The organism is Cytobacillus oceanisediminis 2691, assembly GCF_000294775.2.
In the GTDB taxonomy this organism is placed as follows: domain Bacteria; phylum Bacillota; class Bacilli; order Bacillales; family Cytobacillaceae; genus Cytobacillus; species Cytobacillus pseudoceanisediminis.
In genome coordinates, this window is sequence record NZ_CP015506.1 from 2,994,925 (window position 1) to 3,016,635 (window position 21,711).

At 39.9% G+C, this 21,711-nt stretch carries 17 protein-coding genes and 1 pseudogene; 6 read left to right on the forward strand and 12 right to left on the reverse strand.

The window, feature by feature from the left end:
* Nucleotides 1–79: 79 nt before the first annotated feature.
* Genes A361_RS15180 through A361_RS15190 form a run of 3 tightly spaced genes read right to left on the reverse strand, consistent with a single transcriptional unit; the run spans nt 80 to nt 3,464 of the window.
* A complete protein-coding gene (locus A361_RS15180; RefSeq protein WP_019383372.1) occupies nt 80–1,714 on the reverse strand; it encodes a M20 family metallopeptidase in 1,635 nt (544 codons plus the stop codon).
* A 51-nt stretch (nt 1,715–1,765) separates the two neighbouring features.
* Entirely contained in the window at nt 1,766–2,569 is an 804-nt protein-coding gene (locus tag A361_RS15185) for a dimethylarginine dimethylaminohydrolase family protein (RefSeq protein WP_019383371.1), read from the reverse strand.
* 40 nt (nt 2,570–2,609) lie between these two features.
* On the reverse strand, nt 2,610–3,464 hold the full coding sequence (locus tag A361_RS15190; RefSeq protein ID WP_033196637.1) for a dimethylarginine dimethylaminohydrolase family protein: 855 nt from the start codon (nt 3,462–3,464) through the stop codon (nt 2,610–2,612).
* Between the two features lie 177 nt (nt 3,465–3,641).
* On the opposite strand from A361_RS15190, the gene A361_RS15195 reads away from it, so the two are divergent.
* Nucleotides 3,642–4,373 (forward strand): IclR family transcriptional regulator, encoded by a 732-nt coding sequence (locus tag A361_RS15195; protein WP_009334088.1) that lies wholly within the window; start codon nt 3,642–3,644, stop codon nt 4,371–4,373.
* 271 nt (nt 4,374–4,644) lie between these two features.
* Here A361_RS15195 and A361_RS29430 read toward each other — a convergent pair.
* The 6 genes and pseudogenes from A361_RS29430 to A361_RS15220 all read right to left on the reverse strand — a co-directional run.
* Nucleotides 4,645–4,749, reverse strand: a pseudogene (locus A361_RS29430) (N-acetyltransferase); the annotation flags it as partial.
* An 84-nt stretch (nt 4,750–4,833) separates the two neighbouring features.
* The gene (locus A361_RS15200) at nt 4,834–6,645 is read right to left on the reverse strand and encodes an amidohydrolase (protein WP_019383369.1); all 1,812 of its coding nucleotides are present in this window, start codon (nt 6,643–6,645) and stop codon (nt 4,834–4,836) included.
* Nucleotides 6,646–6,714: 69 nt separating this feature from the next.
* On the reverse strand, nt 6,715–8,052 hold the full coding sequence (locus A361_RS15205) for an APC family permease (protein ID WP_019383368.1): 1,338 nt from the start codon (nt 8,050–8,052) through the stop codon (nt 6,715–6,717).
* Between the two features lie 108 nt (nt 8,053–8,160).
* A complete protein-coding gene (locus tag A361_RS15210) occupies nt 8,161–9,642 on the reverse strand; it encodes an aldehyde dehydrogenase family protein (protein WP_019383367.1) in 1,482 nt (493 codons plus the stop codon).
* 27 nt (nt 9,643–9,669) lie between these two features.
* Nucleotides 9,670–11,070: an aspartate aminotransferase family protein gene (locus A361_RS15215; RefSeq protein WP_019383366.1), complete on the reverse strand. Its 1,401-nt coding sequence runs from the start codon at nt 11,068–11,070 to the stop codon at nt 9,670–9,672.
* A 56-nt stretch (nt 11,071–11,126) separates the two neighbouring features.
* Entirely contained in the window at nt 11,127–12,365 is a 1,239-nt protein-coding gene (locus A361_RS15220; RefSeq protein ID WP_019383365.1) for a M20 family metallo-hydrolase, read from the reverse strand.
* Between the two features lie 184 nt (nt 12,366–12,549).
* Between A361_RS15220 and A361_RS15225 the strand changes: the two genes are divergently transcribed.
* From A361_RS15225 to ald, 5 genes are all read left to right on the forward strand, one after another.
* Nucleotides 12,550–13,941: a sigma-54 interaction domain-containing protein gene (locus A361_RS15225; RefSeq protein WP_019383364.1), complete on the forward strand. Its 1,392-nt coding sequence runs from the start codon at nt 12,550–12,552 to the stop codon at nt 13,939–13,941.
* A gap of 253 nt (nt 13,942–14,194) precedes the next feature.
* Nucleotides 14,195–15,292: an agmatine deiminase gene (gene aguA / locus A361_RS15230; RefSeq protein WP_019383363.1), complete on the forward strand. Its 1,098-nt coding sequence runs from the start codon at nt 14,195–14,197 to the stop codon at nt 15,290–15,292.
* A gap of 233 nt (nt 15,293–15,525) precedes the next feature.
* Nucleotides 15,526–16,839 carry an aspartate aminotransferase family protein gene (locus A361_RS15235; RefSeq protein WP_019383362.1) on the forward strand — a complete coding sequence of 438 codons (1,314 nt, stop codon included), beginning with the start codon at nt 15,526–15,528 and terminating at the stop codon, nt 16,837–16,839.
* 65 nt (nt 16,840–16,904) lie between these two features.
* Nucleotides 16,905–18,338 carry an aldehyde dehydrogenase family protein gene (locus tag A361_RS15240; protein WP_019383361.1) on the forward strand — a complete coding sequence of 478 codons (1,434 nt, stop codon included), beginning with the start codon at nt 16,905–16,907 and terminating at the stop codon, nt 18,336–18,338.
* Nucleotides 18,339–18,352: 14 nt separating this feature from the next.
* A complete protein-coding gene (gene ald, locus A361_RS15245; protein WP_019383360.1) occupies nt 18,353–19,486 on the forward strand; it encodes an alanine dehydrogenase in 1,134 nt (377 codons plus the stop codon).
* A 17-nt stretch (nt 19,487–19,503) separates the two neighbouring features.
* Here the strand turns inward: ald and A361_RS15250 are convergent, their stop codons facing one another.
* From A361_RS15250 to A361_RS15260, 3 genes are all read right to left on the reverse strand, one after another.
* Nucleotides 19,504–19,689 (reverse strand): hypothetical protein, encoded by a 186-nt coding sequence (locus A361_RS15250; protein WP_236887889.1) that lies wholly within the window; start codon nt 19,687–19,689, stop codon nt 19,504–19,506.
* 273 nt (nt 19,690–19,962) lie between these two features.
* A complete protein-coding gene (locus A361_RS15255) occupies nt 19,963–20,646 on the reverse strand; it encodes an ABC transporter permease (RefSeq protein WP_019383359.1) in 684 nt (227 codons plus the stop codon).
* On the reverse strand, nt 20,639–21,562 hold the full coding sequence (locus A361_RS15260) for an ABC transporter ATP-binding protein (protein ID WP_019383358.1): 924 nt from the start codon (nt 21,560–21,562) through the stop codon (nt 20,639–20,641). The genes A361_RS15255 and A361_RS15260 overlap by 8 nt, the downstream gene beginning before the upstream one ends.
* Nucleotides 21,563–21,711 lie beyond the last annotated feature (149 nt).

A 21,711-nucleotide genomic window follows, 5' to 3' on the forward strand; every position in this document is an offset into this window, starting at 1 on the left:
ACATCCCTTTATTAGATTGGCATCAGACACATTAAGCTTGCGCGAATTGTCCACCTGAATGGACAAAATCGCCATTTTGTCAACTAGTTGCGCCTGACACCATTAGATGCTTTTTTGCCAGCATTTTGACCATCCCTTCTACAAGGGCAGGTACTTCTTCGAACGCGCTTTTGATGTGAAGTCGTTCGGTTCGTTTGTGAGCGTCTTTTCCGAATGGGCCTACGTTTAGTACCGGTGCCTGGAGCTTTGTCATTTCATCGAATGGAATACTGTAGCTGCTGCCCCAAACCGGCGTGTTTTCTTTAAATACGATCCAGCCGTCACCAGCATCCTGATAATTGACGTAGCTCAAATCGCTAATCCCATTAAAATAGTGTACTTGGTTAACAGGCAGTCCAAACTTTTCAAAGCCTTGTTGTTTTACGTATTCGATGCATTCTGTGACCAGCTCATCCTCAGAGGAATTGACTGCCGGATAATAAGGCGGTGCATAAAGCAGAACGATTGCGGGTGTCAGCTCCTGACACTTAATGATTAACGCATCAGCAATTCGGATAGATTTCTCCCGGTCATCCCATTCCGCTTTTTTCTGTACGTAGTCTTTGATGCCCGCAACAAAAGCTGCACCAAATTTTCGAATAGCATGCTTTTCCAGTTCTTCATAGCGCAGCACACGCACCTCACCTACGGGAGATACATTCTGTTCACTGCAGATTTCTTTATAGGCTTCATTGCAGATATGAGCTGCTTTTAGCGCTACCTTTTCGAATATATCCAAGATTTCACCGGCATTCCGTTTCATTAAAAATACATTGTACAAAGCCGCTGAACGATAAGGTGTTTGCGCGGAATACTCCAGGCGAAGATCCTTTTGCTGCAGTGTCACCGGAAGCGGAGTCTGCTCTCCCTTCTCTGATTCCTGCAGCGCTGTATTCCACTCCATTCTTTGTGTTAAAAACGAGGCAATATAAGGCGCTGTTATACCGCTGAGCGGTTCCCCCACATGCGTTTCTTTTCCATAAAAGAGTGCGGCCGGCATGATTTTACCAATAGAGCCTGAATACACATAATAGTTTCTGTCACCCGGTTCCTGCGTAAATACCGGTTCCCCATTCAAGAAAAGCTTATAGGTGAGCTGATGTTTTTCCTTCAATTCTAAAAGTTTCTGAACAGCTGCCCGCATTCCGGATGAATTCACTTCTTCGTCAGGAACCGTCAGCAAAATTAGATTAATAGGCCAGCGTTCAACAGTAGCTTTTTCTAATAATCCCATATGCATGACAAGCCCCATTTTCATATCCATCGTGCCCCTGCCAAATAAGAACTCTCCCGAGAGAAGATCCTGCCTGGCTTCTTCCGGAAGCTCATCTGCCCTGGAATGAAGCAATTTCGTCAATTCCTCCGGGAGATGCGCGTACTCCTGAAGATCGCCATATTCTTCGGTATTTACTGTATCAAAATGGCTGATTAACACGATCGTTTCCGTGGCATCAGGGTGTTTATATAAAGCGGTTACAAACCGACGGCCTAAATCGGCATCATGGAGCCCCAAGTGATCCGGATTCTCCCGAAAATAGGTCAACTCCTTGAGCTTCGCTGTCACCTTAAAAGAAAATTCACGCTCTCCCTCCGTAAGTGTCATGCTTTTCCAGCTTACTACTTCACACAATAACCTGCGCAATGCATCTGGGGTTCCCCACCTTAGCTGTGTCATAACTAAACGCTCCTTCTATGCGAAATAAAATGACTCTTTTTTAACTATTTTTTAAAAACGCAGTGACAAACAGCTTAAACCGCCATCAAGTTTACGGAACTCAGATGTATCAAGTTCTATCGTCTGGAATCCCGCCTCATTTATTTTTTGCTTTGTTTGCGGGTAGCCGGACGGGACGATGATATAGTCATTGACGCGAATGCAATTTGCTGCATATTCCTCTTCAGGAGGAACAACAATTTTTTGATAGGTATTGAAATCCGGGTGGTTGACAAATTCTCCTGCAGCGACAATCGTTTGGTTGCCTAAATAAGCTATTCCAGTTTTCAGGTGGAAGAATTTCTGTAATGGAACGATGGTAGCATTATAGTCTTGGGATTCTAATATTTGTTTAAGCTGCTCGGCTCCTTCCTGGTTCGTCCGGGCAGAGATTCCGATGTAAAAATGATCTTCGATTTGTAAAACATCGCCTCCGTCAAGTGTTCCAGGCGCTTTAATATAGTAGATCTTATCAAAGAAGGATTTGACTGCCGGCTCTATTTCGTGAATTTCGCCATTTCTTTTTTCCGCACCAGGGTTGGAAATAACTGCGAACTCTGCAGTTAAAACAGCTGTATCTTCTACAAAGGTAGAATCCGGAAATTGATCATTGCTTGGAAGCACAGTTACTTCTGTACCGCATGCTTTAAGTGCTTCAATATAGGCATCATGCTGCTCTAATGCTTTTTCTAAAATAGGTGTTCCAAGGTCAGATGTTGTTAATCCATTGATAAAAGTTGAGCCGGGTCTTTTTACAATTGTGTTATGAAACATTTTTGCAGCTTGTGCTGATTTTGATGCTGATTCTCTTAACATGTATTATTCCTCCATCATTTCTCTGATTTGTAAGCTTTGGTTAAACACGTTCCACAGGACATGTGAGGCATGTTGGCCCGCCAGTGCCTAAATATGAAATTTCATTACCTTCATATTCATAGACAGTCGCTCCTGCATCCAATAGTCCCTGTTTGGTTTGAGGATTTCCGGAAACAATGACACAAATGCGCGGTGCAACAGCCAGTACATTACAGCCGAGCCGCCGGTATTCATCGTCCGGTACTTCAACAAGCTGGAAGCCGCGTTCCAGAAGCATCTGTCTTAGAAATACCGGCATAAGCCGTGAATATACCACTGCAAGATTTACATCCACGATGCTTATAAATGACATAAGGTGCAGACACTCCTCTTCTCCTTGATCGTGCGGGAGCTGGACAACTATACATTCATCAACTATATCCTTTGTCATTTCTTTAATTTGGCGAATCGCCTCATCGTTTGTTCGATAACCGCGTCCAATTAATAAAGTGCGGTCATCCAGCCAAACAAGATCTCCCCCGTCAGCTATAGCATCACCAGTTAATTCTCCCAGAATGGGGATATTTTTTTCCTGTAAAAATTCTTTATAAATTTCTGCTTCAGGCTGACGTAATTTTTTCCCTGATTTTAAAATCATTGCGCCTTTTTTTGTAAATTTAACGGGATCATGGGCATAAAGCGAATCCAGCCCCACCTTTTCTGAAACCGGCAGAAATTTAATATGGCCGACATGCTTCTTGATTATGGATAGAAATTGTTCGTATTCCTTCTGGGCTTTCATATAATCCGGTTCACTGATATAGTTAAACTTTTTCCACTCACTTCTTAAATGCTCCTGGCTGATAAAGGCTTCTTTTGGATGCTTTACAATGACAGTGTTTAGCTTTTTGTACATCGAAGTCACCAATTGGCTTAACCTCCTTTTTCCACATATCGGAATAGGTTTCCTCTGACAGGAAAACTTATAATATGATATTATAGTGATAGATTCCCCGTGTCAATATATTTCGAATTTACTGAATAATTTATTTCAATACACTTATGCAAATTAAAAGGAATGGAAGGATAAAAGATGCAGACAATCGATCGTGCCATGCAGGTAATCAAGGTTTTGTCTAAAAATGATACAAGAATGTGGATTTCCATTACAGATTTATCAAAGGAATGCGACTTGCCTGTCAGTACACTTCATCGGCTCCTGCAATCCATGAAGCAGCACGGGCTTATTCAGCAGGATCCAGATTTGAAACTATATTCTATGGGCAACACCTGGTTAGAATATGGACTTAAAATGTATGACACCTTTGATTTTGTTGGACTGATTCGCCCAGAGATGGAAAAATTAATGCATGAGGTGGAGGAGAGTGTGTATTTTAGCAAGCCAATTGGATTAGAATCACTAGTGGTTGAAAGAATTGATTGTCTCAACAATCCTATTCGAATTAATGATCAGCTGGGGATCCGAATCCCATTGAATATTGGGGCAGCCAACAAAGTGCTGTTAGCTAATATGCCAAACTCAGAGACTGTTAAAGTCGTTAATTCCTTAGTCCCGTCTGAGGATAGAGATTCGTTTATTAAACTATTAAGCAAAGTGAAAAGGCAGGGTTATGGGGAGAGTCATGGCGAACAAACGCCTGGAACCTCTTCTGTCGCTGCGCCTATTTTCGATCACGCCAATGAACTCCTGGGAGCCATAAGCATCGGATATGTTAATTTCAATATCACAGAAGAAAGACAAAACTGCTTAATCGAAAAAGTAATCGAATACGGCTTGCGAATCTCCAATAAATTAGGGAGTTAATACTTAGGGAATTAAAAAAGTTTCATTTCCAGCTATTTAAATATAAATTTATGAAATTATTTAGTGACAATATTTTGGAATGAATAGGAAACTAATTTGCTTGTTAATATAAATTTAAAACGCAAGGCAATTTTTAACCTTGCGTTTTTTTATTATTATTGAGCCTTTGAGGGCATTTTCCAATATCCAGTTCTTCTCCAGGATTTATGTCAGCCAACTGAGTTTTTACCAGTTGTACTAATGAGAGGGAACTGGATAATAATTAGTAAGCTTATACGTCCAAGCCGTTGATGATTGCTAATACTTGATAATCTGTCCATTTGCCATTAATCTTTAGATTTTCTTTAGCAATACCTTCTTTTTTTAACCCGGATTTGCTTATAATCCTATTCAATTCTATCTATTTCAACAAGAAAAAAGCCGCCTGGTTTGGCAGCTATATTTAATTTGAACCTCTATTTTATTCCCCTTTAAATACAATCTTCCCATCAACTATCGTGTAAACAATAGAGGTTTCAGATATCTTTTTTGGTTCAATATTGGTCAGATCCTCTCCTAGAACAACCATATCCGCTTTCTTCCCAGCTTTAAGTGAGCCTAAGTCATTTTCGCGGTATATTTGATACGCAACATTCTTTGTGTATGACTGCAGCATTTCCTTTACAGTAAGAGCTTGATCAATGTTACGAACTAAATCAGTATCTTGCTCTTCCGGATAAGGACTATTTCTTGTAGCTCCTGTTTCTATTGCGTTCAATGGGCGATAATCAGGGGTAGGCGGATAATCGCTGCTGCTGGCAATCGTTACTCCGGCATCCCACATTTCTCTAGCCGGATACATGGCTAATGCACGTTTCTCCCCTATCATGGCCTTTTCCAAGTCATAGTACTGATCTTTGTAAAACCAAAAAGGCTGCAAGCTCGCAATAACACCTAAATTCGCCATACGGGAGATGTCACTATCCTGAATCGCACTGATATGAGTAATCGTGTGGCGGGAATTGTGCTCTTCATTTTCTTTCTTTGCCAATTCCAGGGCATCAAGGCCCATTTTAACTGCCCCATCGCCGATTGCGTGAATGTGTACTTGTATATCTTCCTTATCTAGCTTTGAGACCATCTTATTAAAAGTATCCTCTTTCCAATTCGCATCACCGTGGTGGTGAGATCCCATTCCGGCATTCTTGGTATATGGTTCAACAAAGAGGGCTGTTTTCCCTTCAGTCACTCCATCAGCAAATAATTTTACGGTGTTCACTGAAAGCCAATCTGAATTGTACTTATTACCAGCATCCTGTATTTTCGCAACCGCTTCTTCCGGTTGAGTTTCCGGTCCAAATACAATTGCATTGGCGACCCGCATGGTCAGCTTCCCCTCTTTTTCTAATTCATTCAGTACTTTTAAACTTCTATCACCTCCTGACATATTCATGACTCCTGTCATACCAAAGCTATGCATTTCTTGTTGAAATTCTAATATTGCCTCTTTATATTGTTCATCCGTTAAGTTAGACAGCGCCTGGACATCTGCGAGCAAATCCATTGCTCCTTCCCGCAGCACACCCCGGGGAGAACCGTCAGGATTACGCTCAATCATACCGCCCTTAGGAGCCACTGTATCCTTGGTAATTCCGGCAATCTCCAGCGCTTTTGAATTTACCCATACTGAGTGTTTGTCGATAGAGTAAAGCATAACAGGTATATCCGAAACAACTGCATCCAAATCCTCTTTCTTAGGGCCTGGGTTGGTACCATCCGCCTGTTCATACGGACCGTTCACCCATCCATCCCCAGTAATGATTTTGGCCTTAGGATTTTTCTCCCTAAAATCAGCGACTGCTTGGACATATTCTACATGGCTTTCAAGCTCTGCTAGATATACTTCAAAAAGCTTGGAGGTCCATAAACCTGGCGGGTGAGTATGACCATCCATAAAACCAGGAGATACCATCTTTCCTTCCAGATCAATTACCTCAGTATCCTCCCCCACATATTTTTCCGCGTCAGAACTGCTTCCTACAAACTGGATTTCTCCATCTTTAATTGCAACTGCTTCAGCAAGCGGCTGATCTTCTTCCATGGTGTAAACCTTCCCATTTTTAAGTACAAGTGAGGCATGATCATGAGATGCCTCCACGTCCTTTTTATCAGAAGAATTTGTGTCCTTTTTGGCGGTTACATCTGATTTTTCAGTACAGGCACCAAGTATGAGCATTAATGGAATAAGGATGAAAATCAAAAACCACAACTTGTTACGCAATCTATTATTCATCGACATTTCACTCCTTATTGTTTAGGGATGTTTCAGACACACTACTATAAAAAAATCAAAACGTTGATGCTACATCTCTAACTCTTCAAAGTCGATCTTTGGGGGTTCTTTACTAAAGAAGCCGGTTGATATAATTAAATAAACGATACCGAGTAAAGTCCATATTAATCCTGCAATAATGGACATAAAATCAAGGCTGCTCCATAGGTATATAATGAAACCAAGTCCAACCAGGGGGACGATCAAGTTTCCAAAGGTGAATCCAATCGTACGTTTTGTATTGGTTTTAAAATAATTTGCAATCACACAAATATTAACAAAGCTAAATGCCGTAAATGCCCCTACATTTATAAGTGATGTTGCCATTGTTAAATCCAGAAAAAGAGAGGAAAGCGCCAGAAGCCCAATAAATAGAATATTTGGGACCGGTGTATTTAAATTAGGATGAAGATACCCAAAGAACCCTTTAGGCAAAACGTTATCTCTGCCCATAGCATATAACAGCCTTGATGCACTTACTTGAGCTGCTAAGCCGGAAGCAAATACTGAAAATAATGCGCCAGCTGTGAAAATAGATAAGAAAAGGTTTCCTCCAATGGTATAGGCGATCTCTGGAGAGGCTCCTTCGATATCATTAAACACAGATACATCAGGAAAAAGGGACTGCATAAAGAAAGTTACCGTAAAGAAGAAGATTCCCCCTATTGAAGCTACTAAAATAATCGCCCTTGGGATTGTCTTTTTCGGTTCAATCGTCTCCTCCGAAAGTGTAGTGATTGCATCAAAACCGATAAAGGATAAAGCCAGAAGTGCAGCACCGGCAAATAGACCGGAAATTCCCATACTGGACGGAAATAATTCACTAATAGAAATTAAAGATTCGGGTCCTTTAATAATTGATCTTACATTAAGGTAAATGAAGAGGACTCCGACAATAAACTGGAAAGCAACGAGCAGCATATTTAATGAAGCTGCCAGCTTTACTCCAAAAATATTTAAAATACTAATGACAAGAATTAACCCCACAATCCAAATCCAATCGGGAACCTCTGGCAAGGCAGCAGATAAATAGATTTTGGCCAATAAGGCATTGATCATTGGCAAAGCTAAATAAGCAAGAAAAGTGATCCAGCCAGCGATTATTCCCAAATATGGGTTCAAAATATTTTTTGTATAAGTATAAACTGAACCTGCCGTTGGGTATTTCTTAACTAACTTTCCATAGCTCAAAGCCGTAAAAAGGATTGCAGTAAAAACGATAATATATGCTGCCGGCACATGCCCTGAGGATACATCCGAAGCAATTCCGAAAGTATCAAATACAGCAAATGGAGACATATAAGCAATTCCAATTGCGACAACATGCTTTAATTTCAACCTTCGCTGAAGTTGATTCGTATCATCCATATAAACACCCTTTCCCTCTATATTGAATCCGCTTTCATTTCGAGAAGAATTTTACCTAACAGCCTTCGATTAACATTCTATTTATTGAAGGCCATTAAGTAAGGCTAATTACTCTAAGTTAACCCATACACTCTTTACTTCCGTGTAGCTATTTAATGCATATGACCCCATCTCGCGGCCAAATCCGGATTCTTTATATCCTCCAAAAGGTGCAGCTGCGTTGGTGATATTATAGCAATTAACCCACACAGTACCAGCCTTTAATTTTCTTGAAATAGTATGGGCATGTTTTAAATTTTCCGTCCACAATCCTGCTGCCAATCCGTATGGGCTGCAGTTGGCGCGTTCTACAACTTCATCGATACTCTTATATGGCATCGCAGCTGCAACTGGACCGAAAATCTCTTCTCTGGCTATAGACATTTCATCCTGTACATCAGCAAATACGGTTGGCTGAACAAAATAGCCTTTGTCTAAGCTTTTTCCGCCTATTAGAAGATTTGCACCTTCTTTTATCCCCTTTTCTATATAGGATGCTACAATTTCCTGCTGTCTTTTAGAGACGAGTGGACCCATTTCTGTTGACTCATCCAAACCATTACCCAGTTTTACCTTTTCTGCATAATCTACCAGTCTATCCATTACCTGGTTATAAAGATGATCTGGTATAAACACTCTTGAGCCCGCGCAGCATACTTGACCTTGATTTGCCATAATCCCGGAAAATACACCTGGTATCGCTTTATCCAGATCCGCATCAGGCAAAATAATATTTGGTGATTTGCCTCCAAGCTCCAAGGTTACTCGTTTCATCGTGTTTGCAGCTTCTTTCATAATGGCTCGACCAACAGGTGTTGAACCAGTGAAAGCAATTTTATTTACCTTTGTATGTTTAACAAGCGCATTTCCGGCTATTTTTCCATAGCCATTAAGAATGTTGACAACCCCTTTTGGGAAACCTGCTTCCTCTATTAACTTAGCTAAATATAAAGCTGATAAAGGTGTTTGTTCTGCAGGTTTTAATATAATAGTACAGCCTGTTGCAAGAGCGGGAGCTATTTTCCACAGGGCCATCATAATGGGGAAATTCCACGGAATAATCTGCCCAACCACACCGACTGGCTCATGGTAAGTATAGTTTAAATGAGTTGTTGAAATAGGAATGGTCTGTCCAGTCATCTTTGTCGTCCAGCCTGCAAAATATCTTAGCTGTTCGATTGCATTAGGGAGATCGCCAGTTAACATTTCTTTAATGGGCTTCCCATTGTCTAATGTATCAAGCTCTGCCAGCACCTGCATGTCCCGTTCCATTAAATCAGCCAGTTTATGCATCAGCTTAGATCTTTCTGCAGAGGAAATATTCGGCCAGGGTCCCTCTTCAAATGCCCTTGAAGCCGCTTCGGCAGCTAAATGAACATCCTTTTCTGACGCAGCATATACAATAGCTAACTCTTCTCCTGTAGCAGGATTTATCGTTTGAATTGTATCTCCTTCAATGGACTCAACCCATTCTCCATTGATAAATAGTTTTTTTGGTTCTTTTAAGAATTCTATCACTTTGGGGTGCAATTCCACCGTATTGCCAACCATCCGGACCTTCCTCCTTGCTTACTCAAATTATTTTGTGACCTTTTTTGAAAAGGCTGCTAAAGAATCATCTACAATATGGATAATTCGTTCCAACTCATTATCACTAGTGATAAAAGGAGGAGCAATGGCAATAATGTTCATACCTTGTTCAAAATCAAATGGCCTAATCAATAAGCCCCTTTGATATGCTTCATCTACCACACTAACCGATGCTTTTACAGATTCATCAAAAGGTATATTTTTATCTGGATCCTTCATTAAATCAAATCCAGCCAATAAACCTTTTACTCTTGACCCTGATACAAATTCATATTTGTCTTCTAAATAAAGAAGCCCCTTCTCTAATCGTTCTCCCAATATCCGAACTTTTTCAATAAGACCATCTCGTTCTAAAATTTCAATATTTTTTAATCCCACTGCACAAGCTGTCGGATGCCCGCTGTAAGTGAATCCATGCGCAAGCATGCCGTCATATGATGTAAAGGCATCTCTGATTTTTTCTCTCATGACCACACCGCCAAGTTGAATGTACCCGCTGGTTATCCCCTTTGCGATTGACATGAAGTCCGGAACAACATCCCAATGATCTACCCCGAACATTTTTCCTGTACGTCCAAAACCACAGATAACCTCGTCTGCTATAAGGTGGATATCAAACTCATCACATAATTTTCTAACAGCCTGAAGATAGCCATCAGGAGGAATATGGACTCCGCCAGCTCCTTGGATTGGCTCTACAATAACAGCTGCAACCTTATCTTTTCCTAATTTTTCAATGATGCTTCTAATACATCCCTCATACTCTGGATGGTTCCTGTCACCAAGTTCACACTCTGTTAAATGAGCTTTTGCATTCACGATATCCGGGTCAGTAGATCCCGAGAATTCACGGTAAACCTCTATACCAGTTGCCCTTTGTGCAGAAACTGTTACACCGTGATACCCTCTCTTTAATGAAATAATCGTTCTTTTTTCGGTGTATCCCTGCAATTGCCAATAAAACCTGGATAATTTAAAGGCCGTATCATTTGATTCCGATCCACCGGAAGTGAAGAAAACGGTATTTAAATCTCCCGGTGTTAATGAAGCAATTTTTTCAGCCAAGCGAACAGTTGGTTCATTTGCATAGCCATAAAATGCCGAAGCATACGCAACATTTACCATCTGATTATAGGCAGCTTCAGCCATTTCCTTATTTCCATGCCCTAAATTTACATTCCACAGCATGGAAACTCCATCAATATATTTTTTGCCGCTCATGTCATGGAGATAAATTCCCTCTCCACCTGTAAAAATAAGTTTTGGGCCTGTTTGCGCCTGTAATTTTGGATTCGTAGATGGATGAAGGAGATGCCTGCGATCTAAAGCGGAAAGTTCACTTGCCAGCAATTCGTTTTTTCCATTCATAATTGTTTGATTTTTGTTCATTTTCAAACATGCCTCCAGTTAAAATAGTTTTAAAAAGCCAATTAAATAAATAAAAGTTAATGAGCCCTTGCAAGCTTTAGAATCGTGTTCAGAAGGACATTTGCACCCTTCTCAATGTCGTCCTCTAAAGTCAATTCTTTTTCATTATGGCTAATCCCGTTTATACTGGGTAAAAAAATCATCCCGGTGTCGGCCATTTTACTTATATATTTTGCATCATGTCCTGGACCGCTAAATAATCTTAAAGTGGAATATCCCAACACGCCTGCAGCTTCACTAATTGCATCCATAACTTCGGAGGAAAATAGCACAGCATCCGAATTCCAATCTGTTGAAATCGTAACTTCAACATTATTCATTACCGCAATTGTGCCTAACTGCTCTCTTAGTCTATCAATTGTACCAGCTCTAATCTCATCATCCTTGTGCCGCACGTCAATCATGAACTCTACTTCACCAGGTATAACATTCGTAATATTCGGTTTGACATTAAGTTTTCCTACTGTCGTTTTCAAACCTTCTATTTCATTTGTTATTTCATATACTTTGGTAACCATTTTAGCTGAAGGTGCCAAGGCATCCTTTCGGTCTTCCATCGGAGTAGGCCCAGCGTGATTTGTCTCTCCTACTACCTTTACATTAAGCCAGCTTATTCCTTGAATTCCTTCGACAATTCCAATTAACTTGTTGTTTTTTTCAAGAATGGGACCTTGTTCCACATGGAGCTCGATAAAGTATTTTATATCTCTTAATCTGTGCTTTTCGTCTCCCATGTATTGAATTTTTTTTAATGCCTCCTGGAACGAAATGTTCTCGTTATCCTTTGTGTTATAGATAAAGTCTGTTGTAAATTCACCTGCAACACCGCCTGATCCAAGCATCGGAGGCTCAAAACGGGCACCTTCTTCATTAGTAAAATTAACAATTTCAATTGGATAATCAGTTTCAATATTATTTTCGTTTAATGTACGGACGACCTCCAATGCGGTTAAAACACCCAGGATTCCGTCAAACCGTCCGCCGCAGGGCTGTGTATCTAAATGAGATCCAATTGCAACAGCTGGACTATTATTTAACTTTCCTTTTCTCCTTCCGTAAATATTTCCAAGGTCGTCAACTCGTACGTCCAGCTTCTCTTCCTGCAGCCATTTAACAAATATATTTCTCATCTTTTTATCTTCTTCTGTTAAAGCCAGCCGATTTAATCCTCCATTTTCTAACGCTCCAATGGAAGAACTTACATTAATCGTATCAAGCAGGCGTTTTCTATTAACCATGAGTTTCGTAGTTTCCATTTACTTACCTCCTCAACTATTTTTAATGCAATTTTTATGCCAAAGTGAAAATCATCCTAAATATCAATATTTGTTTGACTATTAATCTGAAAATTAATAATATAGTAATTATTTCGAACCAATTCCGGTTCATTTTGAATCGAAAACGAATCAAACTCTATCGATCATACTTTGGGGGCTTAATATGAGCAAAAAGTTTTTTGAAGATAAACATTTTCATCATATGTTTAATCATTTAAAAGATGGGATTTTTATAGCTGACCATAATGGCATCGCTCTATGGATTAATGACACTAGTTCAAAGCAAATGGGAGCACCGCGCTCTAAGGTTATCGGAAGAAGTGTATCTGATCTTGAAAAAGACGGCTTATTCACCCCGTCCATTACAAATATTGTGTTAGAAAAAAGAGAGACCGTGACAAAGGTTCAAACCTCTAAAGGGCGACAATACTTAGCAACTGGTTATTTTGTTGAAATAAAAGAAGATAAGACCCAGTATGTCCTGGTCAATGTTAAGGATATAACGGATACTGTTAGGTCCTCCCTTCAGCTGGAAAAAGCGGAAATACTTCTCCAAAAGTATTGGGATGAACTCCAGGAAATGAAGGTCAAGGAATCAGAAAAGAAAAACAATCACATCATTATTGGCAATAGCAAAAAACATGAGGAAATTTTGGATTTAATCGGGAGAATTGCATCATTAGACGTAACCATCCTCTTAACCGGAGAGACTGGGGTCGGGAAAAGCATGATTGCATCAATGATTCACAGAAGGAGCAACCGAACCGATAAACCGTTTATTCAAATAAATTGTGGAGCAATTCCTGAAACTCTGCTGGAATCAGAATTATTTGGATACAAGAAAGGAGCATTCACCGGAGCAAACAATAGCGGGAAAGTCGGATTAGTTGAGAAGGCAAATGGAGGTACCCTTTTTCTTGACGAAATCGGGGAACTGCCTTTAACTCTGCAGCCCAAGCTTCTTCAATTGGTTCAGGAAAAGTCATTTTTTCCTATTGGTTCCACCGAATTAAAACAGGTAGATGTACGGATTATTACCGCTACCCATCAAAGCCTTCTGGAAATGGTCCAAGAAAAGCGATTCAGAGAGGATTTATATTATAGATTGAACGTTGTTTCAATTCAAATCCCGGCGCTAAGAGAAAGAAAGGATGATATTATTCCTCTTGTTTTTCATTACCTTGAACTTTTCAAAACAAAATATCGAAAGTCCACTGTCTTAGGAAAAGAGCTGGTTGATTATCTGCAGAATTATAGCTGGCCTGGTAATATTCGTGAATTAGAGAACATGATCGAACGTTTAGTTGTCACTGCAAAGTCAGAGATAATTGATAAAAGCGACTTATCGGAAAAGGTATTAAGAGAGGTTCAGAAGAAGGAAAGTGAGTTTCCTCCCAAACTAAATGGCCAAAGTCTTCCTGGTTATATCGAGGAAATTGAAAAAAAGCTGATTATTGATGCCCAAAAAGAACATAACTCTACCAGGAAAGCGGCCAAAGCACTTGGAATAACGCAATCCTCCTTCATAAGAAGACTGCAAAAATATAATTTATAAGTTACATAAACTAAAACATGAATTGATTCGAAATCGGTTCATTTATTCGAAAAGCAAATTTACCAAAGGCTTAGAAAACGAAAAGAATTGGATATAAGCATTTAAAATTCTCTTCTTATTCTTGGCATGGAACTTGCAACAGAAACCTAGTAAATACAGTTTAAGGAGGGAGTTTTTTAAAGCATCGCTGCTTTCTTTATATAAAGGCTCTGTCAATAATTACGATGAATTACTGAGTTTAGGGGGATAAAACATGGTATTAACAATGAATGGAACACCAAAAAAAGACGGTTTTAGAATGCCGGGTGAATTTGAAAAACATAAGGGGACCTGGATGCTTTGGCCAGTCAGAACGGATACGTGGAGAGCTGGAGCTAAGCCTGCTCAAAGGGTATATGTCGAAGTTGCAAAAGCGATTGCCGAATTTGAACCTGTTACCATGTGTGTAAGACCGGAACAATTCGAAAATGCCCGCGCCCTTTTACCTGAACATATCCGCGTAATTGAAATTTCCTCTAACGATGCCTGGATGAGAGATATTGGTCCAACCTTTGTGAAAAATGATCAAGGTGAGGTGCGCGGGATTGACTGGGGGTTTAATGCCTGGGGCGGAATTGAAGAGGGTTTATATTTTCCTTGGGATTTAGATCTCCAAGTAAAACGAAAAGTATTAGAGATCGAGCATATAAGCCGATACGATGCAACAGAATTTGTTTTAGAAGGCGGTGCTATAACCGTGGATGGTGAAGGCACGCTTATTACTACCGAACAGTGTGTTCTAAATAAAAACCGAAATAAAAATTTAACCAAAGAAGAAGTAGAAGAAAGACTTTCTGAATTCCTGAATGTAGAAAAGATCATCTGGTTAAAGGATGGGCTGGTCGGAGATGAAACAGATGGGCATGTGGACGAGGTTTTATTTTTTGTTAAGCCTGGTGAAATTGCCATGAGCTGGACAGATGACCCGATTCATCCTCAGTATGAAGTGCTTCAGGATGCATACGAACGGCTGAAGGATGCAACAGATGCAAAAGGCAGAAAACTAAAAATACACAAAATACAAATGCCGAAACAAATAACATTAAGCGAAGCTGAAAGTTTTGAAATTGATTACTCCAGACATAGTTACGAACGGTCAACACACGTGACCTTTATTTCTACTTATATTAATTGTTATTTATGTAACGGAGGAGTTATTTTGCCAACATTTAATGATCCCCAGGATGAGCATGCTGTCGCCGCTTTTCAAAGAATGTTCCCGGACCGGCAAATTGTTACGGTTAACACTCGTGAGGTGTCAGTTGGCGGAGGAAACATTCATTGCATCACTCAGCAGCAGCCGTGGCCATAAGAAATGCTAAAGCGTCATAGAACTAAGCATTTTTAATACTCGTGAAAACTTATACTCTTATTTTTAAAAAAACTCGAGCTGAATTTTAATTCAGCTCTTTTTTTGTGTGTTCCCCGGAAAAAATGGCTTACATATAATATTTGGCACAATCCTTGCATTGTAATTAGATGTAAGAAGAAAGCCATTATGTTCCTTTTAGAAACTTAAATTTAAAGTATGAGGTGAGAATGATAATGATCACAAATGAACTTACTTATCAAGAATTGGCGGAATTGGACAAAAAGCATTTCATGCATCCTACATCCCCTATTCAACAACAGCAGGAAAATGGCCCTGCCTATATTTTTACAAAAGGAGACGGCATATATCTCGAAGATGTTCATGGGAAAAAGGTTATTGATGGAATGTCCTCTCTTTGGAATGTAAATATTGGACATGGGCGAAAAGAGCTGGGTATTGCTGCCATGGAACAAATGAATAAGCTGGCTTTTAGCTCCTGCTTCGCGACATTTAGCAATGAACCAGCTATTCGATTAGCTGCTAAAATAGCAGAGGTCACACCTGGGGATTTAAATGCCACCTTTTTTACTTCTGGGGGATCAGAGGCCAATGATACCGCTTATAAGTTAGCAAGGCATTATTGGATTTTAAAAGGGCAGCCTGAGAAAAAGAAAATAATTTCCCGAATAAAGTCCTACCATGGGGTTGCAATGGGGGCAACCAGCGCAACAGGCCTAAAGCCTTTCAGGGATTTCACTAATTCCTTGGCACCGGATTTTTATCATACGGATAATTTTTCGGCAAAAGCGTTTGAAGAAGCCGTAATATCTGAAGGACCTGATACAATTGCTGCCTTTATTGCAGAGCCCGTACAAGGAGCTGGAGGAGTTCATATTGCTCCTGAGGAGTATTTTAAAATTGTAAGAAATATTTGTGATAAATACAATATTCTTTTTATCACGGATGAAGTCATTACCGGATTTGGGCGGACAGGAAAATACTTTGGAATTGAGCATTATGGTGTTGCCCCCGATTTAATGTGTTTTGCAAAAGGAGTCACTAGTGGATATGCACAGCTTGGCGGAGTGGTCCTCTCTGAAAAGATATATGAAGATTTTAAACGATTATCAACTGGCACACTCCTGCATGGCTATACTTATAGCGGTCATCCAATGGCATGCGCAGTAGCACTGAAGAATATTGAAATAATTGAAAATGAAAACTTAATTGAGAACGCCAAAAATATGGGTGCAGAAATGCTCAAGGGCTTTAGATGGATCCAAGGAGAGAGAGAGATTGTTAAAAATGTCAGGGCGTTAGGGCTTATGGGAGCTATTGAATTAAATAGCCAACAATCGGCAGCGGGACCCCTAGCCCCTCTGATTGTCAATGAGGCAGCCAAACAGGGACTCATTTGCCGATCTGTTGTATTCGATAAGATGGATATACTTGTATTTGCCCCCCCTCTTTCAATTAATAAGCAGGAGATTGATCGTTTAGTAGAAATTATCCATCATGCCATCTATCAAATAGAGCAAAAATTGTAGACTTTTATTTCAGAACTGGACTTTTTTAAAAAGTAATTAATCTTGTTCAAAAATTTGGAGGTTATATGCTTATGAAAAAATATCACCTGTTTATCAATGGAGAGTGGGCAAAAGCAAAACATTATAACCCCCTATTCTCTCCTTATAGCAAAGAACTGATCGCAGAAATCCCAAGTGCAACAGTGGAAGAAGTCAATTCCGCTATAGAAGCTGCATACAAGGCGAGAACGATTATGTCTGAAATGCCAAGCCATCAGCGGGCAAAAATCCTTGAAAACCTCGCAGGCCTATTTGAAGCGCACTTTGATCAAGCTGCTGAAATTCTTTCTTTAGAGGCGGCGAAGCCGCTAAAAACCGCTAAAGGAGAAGTGGCAAGAACGATTCAAACTTACAAATTTGCTGCTGAGGAAGCTAAAAGAATTAGCGGAGAAACAATCCCGCTGGATGCAGCTCCAGGCGGTGAAGGGAGATTCGCTTACACTGTAAAAGAACCACTTGGAGTTATCGGAGCCATTACTCCTTTTAACTTTCCGATGAATCTCGTTGCCCATAAGGTTGGACCTGCAATTGCCGCTGGAAATACAGTCGTATTAAAGCCAGCAGGCCAGACGCCCATTTCGGCCTATTTTCTTGCTGAACTTATGCAAAAAGCCGGGCTGCCGCCAGGTGCTTTGAATGTAGTAACAGGAAGTGGCCCGGTCATAGGTGAAAAGCTGATATCAGATGATCGAGTGAAGAAAATTACTTTTACGGGCAGCCCCGAGGTCGGAATCGGCATCAGGAATAAAGCGGGATTAAAACATGTCACACTAGAACTGGGATCTAACGCTGCACTCATTGTAGATAAAAATATTGATATCGACAAAATCATTAAGCGCTGTGTAGAAGGAGCCTTCAGTTATCAGGGTCAGGTTTGTATTTCCCTTCAGAGAATTTATGTCCATAAGGATAGCTACACCAGCTTCGTTGAAAAATTTGTTAAAGCAGCACAACAATTGAAAGCTGGCGATCCTTTAAATCCTGACACAGATGTTTCTGCTTTAATTAATCCTAAGGAAGTGGAAAGAACCCTTGAATGGATTTCAGAGGCAAAACAAAATGGGGCAATCGTTGCTGCAGGCGGAGCCAGTGAAGGTAATATCCTCCTCCCTACTGTTTTACTAGGTGTGAATCCAGCATCTAAGGTGTCATGTCAGGAGGTTTTCGCTCCAATTGTTTTAATAAACAAGGTCAACTCTGTTGAGGAAGCGATTGATTTTGTTAATGATTCCCGTTATGGGCTGCAGGCTGGCATTTATACAGATAATATTCACACTGCTTTACAGGCATCAAAGAAATTGCATGTTGGCGGAGTCCTCATTAATGATATACCCACCTTCCGTGTTGACCACATGCCTTATGGCGGTGTAAAAGAAAGCGGCATTGGACGTGAAGGGATTAAATATGCCATCGAGGAAATGACTGAGCTCAAGCTAGTAATCTTTAATAATAATGATTAATGGAGGTTATTTAAATGATTATTGGAGTACCGAGGGAAATTAAAAATAATGAGAATCGGGTAGCTCTAACCCCAGCCGGTGCTATGAGCCTGGTTAATGCTGGACATACGGTAGTGATCGAGAGTGGAGCGGGACTTGGGAGTGGATTTAGGGACGAGTTCTATCAAGAGGTTGGTGCCTCTATTGAATCAGCCGCAGCGAAGGTTTGGGCAAATGCAGAAATGATTATGAAGGTCAAGGAACCTATTTCAAGTGAATACAAGTATTTCCGAAAAGGCCTTATTTTATTTACTTACCTGCATTTAGCAGCAGAACCTGAACTGACAAGAGCACTGGTGGAAAATGAAGTAACAGCTATCGCATATGAAACAGTACAAGCAGGAAATACGCTGCCGCTGCTTACTCCAATGAGTGAAGTAGCTGGAAGAATGTCCGCCCAAATTGGTGCACAGCTTCTAGAGAAAACGAAAGGCGGGAAAGGAATTCTTCTTTCTGGTGTACCAGGCGTTAAGAGAGGAAAGGTTACCGTCATTGGCGGTGGCGTTGCAGGAACAAATGCTGCAAAAATCGCAATGGGTCTGGGTGCTGATGTAACAATCATCGATTTAAGCCCAGATCGCTTGCGCCAAATCGATGATATTTTTGGCAGCCAAATCCAAACACTTATGTCTAATCCTTTTAACATTGCCAAGGCGGTTGCAGATTCCGATTTAGTGATTGGAGCTGTACTCATCCCAGGCTCGAAGGCACCGAAACTAGTGACGGAAGAAATGATTAAATCAATGGAGGTAGGATCTGTAGTTGTTGATGTCGCCGTTGACCAAGGAGGTATTATTGAGACAGCTGACAGAGTCACTACTCATGATAACCCAACATATATTAAGCATGGTGTTATCCATTATGCTGTGGCAAACATGCCGGGAGCTGTTCCGCAAACATCAACTATCGCCCTTACAAATGTGACAGTTCCATACGCGCTGCAAATTGCCAATAAAGGTGTAAAGAAAGCATTGATTGAAAATCCAGCTCTTGCAGCAGGACTGAACACCATTAATGGTGAAGTCACCTATAAAGCTGTAGCAAACGATCTCGGCTATGAATATGTCCAACCGATGAAAATATTAGCCAAAGAGGAAGTTAATAATTAGGAAGCCGCTTAATCCATTTAGATTTGTTCCATTTTTTTAAACATTAGCCTGGCATATAAGTCAGGCTCTCTTAATGTTTGGCGGATGAACGCTGACAAAATGTCTGCATTCCCGTTTTCCGCCATTTTCATCTTAGAAGATATTCCTTTTCTCGGAGAAACACTATCTTCTCTTCCTCTTCTATTAAACAGTATTAGCTCCATCACCATTAATAAGTATGGACTCTTCTAAAAACTATCTAAAGAAGTTCTTTTTTCTCATGTTTTTATTTTAGTACAATCGTTAGTTTTAAAAAAACCTGCCCCTTTAGCCGAATAAGAAAAAAGAGCTGCCGATCCACACTGAATCTCCAACTCTTGCACCTGTTATTCTAAGCTCCATTTCTTCACCAACTTATCATCAATTAACCTTATTAAAAACTTTTTATAGTGCAAAGCTTATTAACCATCCCCAAAATTTTTCAACGCTGCCTAAAACTAAATATCCCCCACTTTATCAATCATTTTAATCGAAAGATAAACACTAACGAATCCTAATAGACAAAGCACTGCATTAACAAGGGCAGGGTCAAGAGTGATATTAATAAGAGAGGAAAAGTTTTGAAACTGCATTAGGAATATGGCACAAATAACGGTTGGAATCGTTGCCCTTTTCCAAATACCAAAGAAGAAGAGCGGAATTAAACTAATTAGGGCAGTTATAAATGAATGAACAATCATTTTACTAAAATAGGCTGCGAAATCTGCAGCAGTTGGCTGCCCATTAATGATATCAAAAACCTGATCGATCAAATAGGTTGCCAAGCCGGTCAATACAAAGGATACAAGCGTACAAAGGAAAACAGCCAGCGAGATAAAAAGAATTTTCGCCATAACCAGCTTTTTCCGGCTTATTGGATAGCCAAACGAAAGAGATATGGTTTTATTCTTATATTCCTCAATGAAAACCTGATTGATAAGAGATGCTCCAAATAGGACAAATCCCAGCTGAATCGACACGATCAGCTGAATAACAGCGGAATAATTCTGCCCAAAATCTGCCATTACCATCTTAATAAAAAACACTGGCAAAAACATAAGAATGCCTAGGTAAATAATCATCTCACCAATAACCATCTTTTGTTTTAATTTTCTCCATTCCAATTCCATCAATTTAAACAATTATTTCACCTCCATGAATTTGACGATAAAAATAGTCTTCCAGTGTGCTTGTATGTTTTTGTATTTCCTCTAGCTCAATATCATGCAGAATTAAGATTTTTGTAATCTCACTTTGAGACTGGGTTACATCATAAATCCGAACTCTTCTGTCACCTACAATCTTTATATTGGATATGCGGAGTTCATGTACAAGCAAATACGCTGTTCTATCGGCGTCTGGTGTGACAATTTCAATATAATCCGCTCTTTGCTTCCTAATCTCTGCTAAGCTCACTTCATTCACCAGTTTTCCATTTTGAATCACACCAACCCGATCAACAATCTGTTCAATTTCTCCTAAAATATGACTGGACAGAAGAAAGGTAATCCCATATTCCTTGTTCAGCATCCGAATTAAATCACGCATATCTTTAATGCCAATTGGATCCAGACCGTTTGTCGGTTCATCCAAAATAATCAGCTCAGGCTTGGTGATAATGGCTCTTACAATCCCAAGGCGCTGTTTCATCCCAAGGGAAAAATCCTTAACCACTTTATCTTCAATTCCTTTTAATTGGACCAATTCCAAAGCTTGTGTAATAGCCTTTTTATCATAATAACCTAAATATTCACAGTGAAGCTCCAGATTCTCCATTGCTGTTAAATGCTCGAAAAAAATGGGATATTCAATTATACTCCCTACTCGTTTTAAGCCTGACTTATTGGTTTCTGTGAGTTTTTTTCCAAACAATAAAATTTCTCCCTTAGAAGGAATAAGCAATCCTGTGAGCATTTTCATGATCGTTGTTTTTCCAGCACCATTCTGACCAAGAAATCCATATATCTCCCCTTTTTTGATATGAAGGTTTACATTCGATACGAGTGTTATACCTTTCACGGTTTTCGTTAATCCATTTGTTTGAACAACGTAATCCATCATTTAGACCTCCTTTATTACTTTTATCTTAATCAGAGATACTGACTTTTTTCTTTCTCATTTCTTACATGTTTCTTAAGTTGGAATTTTTTACATCATCCAGAGGCAGATATGTACCAAGATAGCGTGGCTATCTAATCATGTCACCA

Excerpts from the sequence above, each read along its gene's own strand:
- A361_RS15180 (WP_019383372.1), bottom strand. The coding sequence starts at position 1,714 with ATGACACAGCTAAGGTGGGGAACCCCAGATGCATTGCGCAGGTTATTG.
- A361_RS15185 (WP_019383371.1), bottom strand. The coding sequence starts at position 2,569 with ATGTTAAGAGAATCAGCATCAAAATCAGCACAAGCTGCAAAAATGTTT.
- A361_RS15190 (WP_033196637.1), bottom strand. The coding sequence starts at position 3,464 with ATGTACAAAAAGCTAAACACTGTCATTGTAAAGCATCCAAAAGAAGCC.
- A361_RS15195 (WP_009334088.1), top strand. The coding sequence starts at position 3,642 with ATGCAGACAATCGATCGTGCCATGCAGGTAATCAAGGTTTTGTCTAAA.
- A361_RS15200 (WP_019383369.1), bottom strand. The coding sequence starts at position 6,645 with ATGAATAATAGATTGCGTAACAAGTTGTGGTTTTTGATTTTCATCCTT.
- A361_RS15205 (WP_019383368.1), bottom strand. The coding sequence starts at position 8,052 with ATGGATGATACGAATCAACTTCAGCGAAGGTTGAAATTAAAGCATGTT.
- A361_RS15210 (WP_019383367.1), bottom strand. The coding sequence starts at position 9,642 with ATGGTTGGCAATACGGTGGAATTGCACCCCAAAGTGATAGAATTCTTA.
- A361_RS15215 (WP_019383366.1), bottom strand. The coding sequence starts at position 11,070 with ATGAACAAAAATCAAACAATTATGAATGGAAAAAACGAATTGCTGGCA.
- A361_RS15220 (WP_019383365.1), bottom strand. The coding sequence starts at position 12,365 with ATGGAAACTACGAAACTCATGGTTAATAGAAAACGCCTGCTTGATACG.
- A361_RS15225 (WP_019383364.1), top strand. The coding sequence starts at position 12,550 with ATGAGCAAAAAGTTTTTTGAAGATAAACATTTTCATCATATGTTTAAT.
- aguA (WP_019383363.1), top strand. The coding sequence starts at position 14,195 with ATGGTATTAACAATGAATGGAACACCAAAAAAAGACGGTTTTAGAATG.
- A361_RS15235 (WP_019383362.1), top strand. The coding sequence starts at position 15,526 with ATGATCACAAATGAACTTACTTATCAAGAATTGGCGGAATTGGACAAA.
- A361_RS15240 (WP_019383361.1), top strand. The coding sequence starts at position 16,905 with ATGCTTATGAAAAAATATCACCTGTTTATCAATGGAGAGTGGGCAAAA.
- ald (WP_019383360.1), top strand. The coding sequence starts at position 18,353 with ATGATTATTGGAGTACCGAGGGAAATTAAAAATAATGAGAATCGGGTA.
- A361_RS15250 (WP_236887889.1), bottom strand. The coding sequence starts at position 19,689 with ATGGAGCTAATACTGTTTAATAGAAGAGGAAGAGAAGATAGTGTTTCT.
- A361_RS15260 (WP_019383358.1), bottom strand. The coding sequence starts at position 21,562 with ATGGATTACGTTGTTCAAACAAATGGATTAACGAAAACCGTGAAAGGT.